The organism is Gemmatimonadota bacterium (assembly GCA_009838845.1).
Lineage (GTDB): Bacteria > Latescibacterota > UBA2968 > UBA2968 > UBA2968 > VXRD01.
Genome location: VXRD01000090.1, coordinates 1 through 4,822 on the forward strand (window position 1 = coordinate 1; position 4,822 = coordinate 4,822).

Genomic DNA, 4,822 nt, shown 5'->3' on the forward strand with positions numbered 1-4,822 from the left:
ATTAGAGGCATCATCAGCCTCTGGATGGACGGAAGCACGGGCGTTGAAAGAAGAACTGGAAAAAACACGAGAAGAGCTGAATATGGCGGAAGAAAGGGAAAAAAAAGCGGAACAAGACGCAAATTGGCTGCGCAGACAACAAAAAGAAGTGGAAATAACCGCTCAGAAAAGCGCTGAAACGATTCAAAAACTCCGCGAAGAGAATCAACGGCTGTCAGATTTGTTATATCAGCGGGCTCTTGGACTTGGGCGCGCTGATGTGAGAGATTAGAACCACAAACACCAGTAAAATGAAATAATAGGTATCACATCAAGCCTTGATATACAAGGATGGGTATTATACAGCAGTTTTAGGCTAATTTTGGCAATAAGTTTACATAATGTATCTTATGCCGTAATTTTTGATGTGATTTTCTCGTGAGTCGTAACATCTGTGAATCAGGCGAATTTTGGTCTATTTGGGAACTTCAAGACTTTTTCCTAAAAAATAAACCCTGAGAAGGAAAAAACGCTTCTCAGGGATTTATTTAAAAATATGCTATTGCGTCAAATTCAACTCGGTATTTGCGCTAATCTATCTCAATACCCATCAGGTTCAATTGCCCGCGTGCAAATCTTGTAACGGACGACTCATCGTATTCTTTGACTATCTTTTGATACGCATCACTCGCTTGCTGAGGCATTTTGCCGAGTTCGTAACATCTGCCTGCTTCCTTCAGGGCTATCGGCGCAAATGGCGATCCGGCGTGCGCTTCAGCGAAGGATGCGAACTGTTGACCAGCTTCTGCGAATTTTTCTTCATTTTCAAGACATGATGCGAACCCCGACCATGCACCATAACCCAATGGTCCGTCTGTTGGATATTCATCCAGGTATTGCTGGAAATATGTGCTGGCCTCTGCGATCCGGCCTTCTTCATAGTGCAAATTGGCTAGCGCCATCAATGCTTCACCCGCTTCGGCTTCGCCTGCATAGGTTTCCATTACTTCTTGAGATGAGGCAATCGCATCTTCTACGCGCCCTTCATAAAGTGCGATATAAACGTCTCCGAGAGCGGTTCGAGCCGCATCTGCGCGTTGGGTTTGTGCGCGATAAAAAAACAGGACAATTAGCGCAGCGACAATGGCAATGCCAAATCCCGTGAGGATTCTGATATAATTTGCTTCAATCTGGCCCCACACCCTGAGGAACCAGACCAGTATGTCTTCTTGTTGTGGCTGTGGTTGCTGCATAAGTGATCTCCTCCCCTACCCTGTTATGAGATATTAAAGTGCTAAGATAGCAAAGGTATATAAATCGCGCAATTTGGGCAAGAGAAAGAAAAAAACCGTTCTATAAGAGCGGTTTTTTGGAGTAATCACAGCAGTTTTTCGCGCTCTATCATTCGTCTCAGAGCCAGAAAAATGAACAGTATTCCCAGAATCGCAATGCCCGCGCGGTTTAAGACCACGCGATTTATCCACAGGCTGGCATCTAAATCTGAAGGCGGATCAAATGGCTTGAGAAAAAGGTAATACGATGTCTCTTCAAATATCTCCGTAGAAAGCAAAATCGCAATCAAAAGTCCCACGGCGAGCATGCCAGCCGCATTGCCACTGCGGAACAAAACAGAAAACAAAAATGTGGCTCCCACCATAAAGAAGGCAGGGATACATGCATTCAATCCGCCCAGAAGGTAGGGGAATTCCGCAAAAAAATAGTAGGAAATCGTGCTCATTGCCATCAGCGTGGCAAATAGTGCAGCACTGATCGACACAATTCTCACGGCCCACGTCGCGTAGTGGCTGATCGCCGTGCTGAACAGAATTTCAAGCGTATCCTTATCTCTCTCCCCCGACACCAGATCCATCGTCAGGTAAATTGCAAGCACTGTGCCCGGTACTTCAACCAATACATGGAGGGCTTGTTCGACTGAAAGCCCTTCACCCGGACGCCAAATTGCAATCGCGTACAAAATTGCGTAATACGCCACAATTCCACCGAACATAAAAATCATTTTGCGGTGAAACACGATTCTCATGCTCAGGCTGTGCAATTTGCCTACGAAAAAGAGCAACTCACGCCATGTTAGACTGTTTGTATTCATCGCCATGTCGCAAAAGATAAAGGTACGCATCTTCGAGGGTGGGCGCAACAGCATGCGCTTCTGGGATGGGATCAGTAGCGAGGAATCGCACCCGAATCCCGTCGGGCACGCGCACATGTGTAATCATATCCAGGTCGCGTTCCAGCGCTTCAAAACGCGGATCTGGCAGCAGAGCCTCCCACACCTTATCGCGCGCCAAATCGCGCATCTCAATCGGGGTTCCCGTATAAAGCAACTTGCCGTGATTCAGCACGGCCAATCGGTTGCAACTACCCGAAATATCTTCGACAATATGTGTGGAAAAAATAATAATTTTTTCCTGGCTAAATCGCGCCAGCAGATTTCTAAACCGGATCCGCTCGAGTGGATCCAATCCCGCTGTCGGCTCATCCACCACAATAATTTGCGGCAAGTGCAACAGGGTTTGTGCAATGCCCACGCGCTGTTTCATACCGCCGGAGAACGACCCAATCAGATCGTCTCGCCTATCCCACAGATTGACCTGCTCCAGACATTCCTGAACGCGCTTGCGCCGTGCTACCCCATCCTTAAATCCCTCCAAAAGCGCGCGGTATTCTAGATAATTATACGCAGACATGTGCAGGTACAGGCCAAAGTGCTGCGGCAAATATCCAATGACCCCCTGCATATTCCGATGTGTAAGTGGTATTTTACCATTTGCGAGTACCGACCCGTAATTTGACGACAAAACCCGACACACAATCCGCATTAGCGTGGTCTTGCCCGCGCCATTGGGCCCCAAAAGCCCAAACATCCCGCGCGGAATATCGAGACTCACACCGCCGAGAGCCTGGAATTGCGGGCGCGGAACACCAATCAGGGGTATGGCTGCAGCGCCGCGGTACACGATGCCCTTAACAGGACCTAATTTGCCCGGTATATGCTCGGGATCAACGCGACCATTTGCTACGCGATTTGCCAAAAATCCGATGATGCGATAGAGCAAGTAGATTGCAGAAGTGGCGATGGTCAAAGATATAAGTTCCAAACGCCAATGGATAAAGGCGATAAAGACCAGCGGCAAAATCAATCGGACGATTTGTGATATCCATCTGTTCTCAATCTGAAAATCGCGCAAAGCTGCCGCGCATAGCACGAGGTGATGTATGAGGCCCCATATAGCAAGCCCCGCCAAAAATATCCAGGCTCCCTGTTCAAAATAGGTTTCCAAGTAAATCAAAAGTGCCAGAAGTGGTAACTTCCACCACAAACTGTCCCTGATCGCCTTTTTATCTACCAATACCTGCCCGCGCTCTAAAAGGCGCTGATGACGCCGCTTAAAGCGATCCCATTCGTGCTTAAATCGCCCCGGCGCACCGTAAATTTTTGTTAGATTGCGAATTTCGAGATGCTCAATATTGCCGATCTCAGCAAGAGAAGCCATACGCGCGCGATAAATGCGTTGCACTATCCAGATCACACCCATACACAACATCCACGCTGGCAATGCCAAAAGATAGGTCCAGAACAAACTCTGGTAATAATCGTCAACCCAATACGTCAATCCCGCAGCTGCCGTTGTTCCCAATACAATTCCAAACCAGCCAATATCCGTAAGCCAGGCTTTGGTCTGGTCAATTCCCATGTACACCACGGGAATAAATACGAGAGTGGAAACCGTTGAAACCGCCAGCCCTCCGATTACCACAATCGCAAAGGGGGGCCAAATTTCGTAATCGCCGCCAAATATGAGTGCCAGAGGCAACATGCCCAAAATGGTGGTTGCCGAAGTCATTAAAACAGGACGCACGCGCGACCGGCTCGCCGTGAGCACCGCGCGTTCTCGCCTGAACCCACGGCGGCGAAGGGTTTCAATCGCATCAATCAGCACGATCCCATTGTTGACGGCAATACCGCTCAAAACAATAAGCCCCAACAGTGCCATTGGCGCTTCTTGTGAGGTCAATCCCGTCCCCGATAAGATCAGTGCCCAGCACGATCCAATAATTGCTGCGGGCAACGTGCACAAAATAATCACAGGCGCGGAAAGCGATTCAAACAAAGAGGCCAAAATCATAAAAATCAATAGAGCGGCAATGCCCATCATCCAGTAATAAATTGTCTCTTCCTCTGCCTCGATCATTTCGATACTATACCCTTCGGGCAGCACCATTTCATAGACCACAGCTTGCACATAAGCGCGGGAGGCTTCCAGCAGAGGTTGAGACTGCAAAATTTCTTCGGCAAAGCGGTACGAGACAATCACGCGCCGCGATTGATCGGTGCGCAAAATCATGCTCCTGCCCTGATCCCGGCGCACATGCGAAACTTCTACAAGGGGGATATAAGTCCCCCCCGTACCCAGAATCGGCGTCTGTCTCAATCCCGCAATACCCTCCCCCTCTTCTTCCGGGTCTTCGACATTGCGAACATCAATCGGGATTTCAGTGCCTTCGGGTGTGAGAAATGAAATATTGGATCGCGCACCGCGCGGATTGGCGTCGGATACGGCATTGAGCACCTGGCGCACCTGCAATCGCCGATCAAACATTATTTCTTCATCGGGCAAAACATGCACTTCAGATGCGCCGCGTTCTGCATCGGCTCTTACGCTATTCGGATCGATTTCCTCCAATTCTTCGAGGCGATAGACCAGATCGTCGGCAAGCATTTGAAGCACCGTAAAATCATAGCCGCGAATGACAGCCATTTCCGAAGGCGCGCCACCTTCCAGATTGAATCCGCCCGAGGCCTGACGGGTGCCCCGAATACCGC

4 protein-coding genes are annotated in these 4,822 nt (G+C 49.1%); 1 reads left to right on the plus strand and 3 read right to left on the minus strand.

Going from position 1 to position 4,822, the window contains the following annotated elements; all coding sequences use genetic code 11:
• The first annotated feature begins 43 nt into the window (after positions 1-43).
• Complete coding sequence (locus F4Y39_11505) at positions 44-271, plus strand: hypothetical protein (GenBank protein MYC14342.1); 228 nt, start codon at positions 44-46, stop codon at positions 269-271.
• 298 nt (positions 272-569) lie between these two features.
• Here F4Y39_11505 and F4Y39_11510 read toward each other — a convergent pair whose 3' ends face one another.
• The 3 genes from F4Y39_11510 to F4Y39_11520 form a co-directional block, all read right to left on the minus strand.
• Complete coding sequence (locus tag F4Y39_11510; GenBank protein MYC14343.1) at positions 570-1,232, minus strand: tetratricopeptide repeat protein; 663 nt, start codon at positions 1,230-1,232, stop codon at positions 570-572.
• A 125-nt stretch (positions 1,233-1,357) separates the two neighbouring features.
• Positions 1,358-1,987: a hypothetical protein gene (locus F4Y39_11515; GenBank protein ID MYC14344.1), complete on the minus strand. Its 630-nt coding sequence runs from the start codon at positions 1,985-1,987 to the stop codon at positions 1,358-1,360.
• 70 nt (positions 1,988-2,057) lie between these two features.
• A partial coding sequence (locus F4Y39_11520) for an ATP-binding cassette domain-containing protein (protein ID MYC14345.1) occupies positions 2,058-4,822 on the minus strand: 2,765 nt, incomplete at its 5' end.

Bases quoted from the DNA above. Each gene is read 5' to 3' on its own strand.
- F4Y39_11510 (MYC14343.1), bottom strand. From the start codon at position 1,232: ATGCAGCAACCACAGCCACAACAAGAAGACATACTGGTCTGGTTCCTC.
- F4Y39_11515 (MYC14344.1), bottom strand. From the start codon at position 1,987: ATGTTCGGTGGAATTGTGGCGTATTACGCAATTTTGTACGCGATTGCA.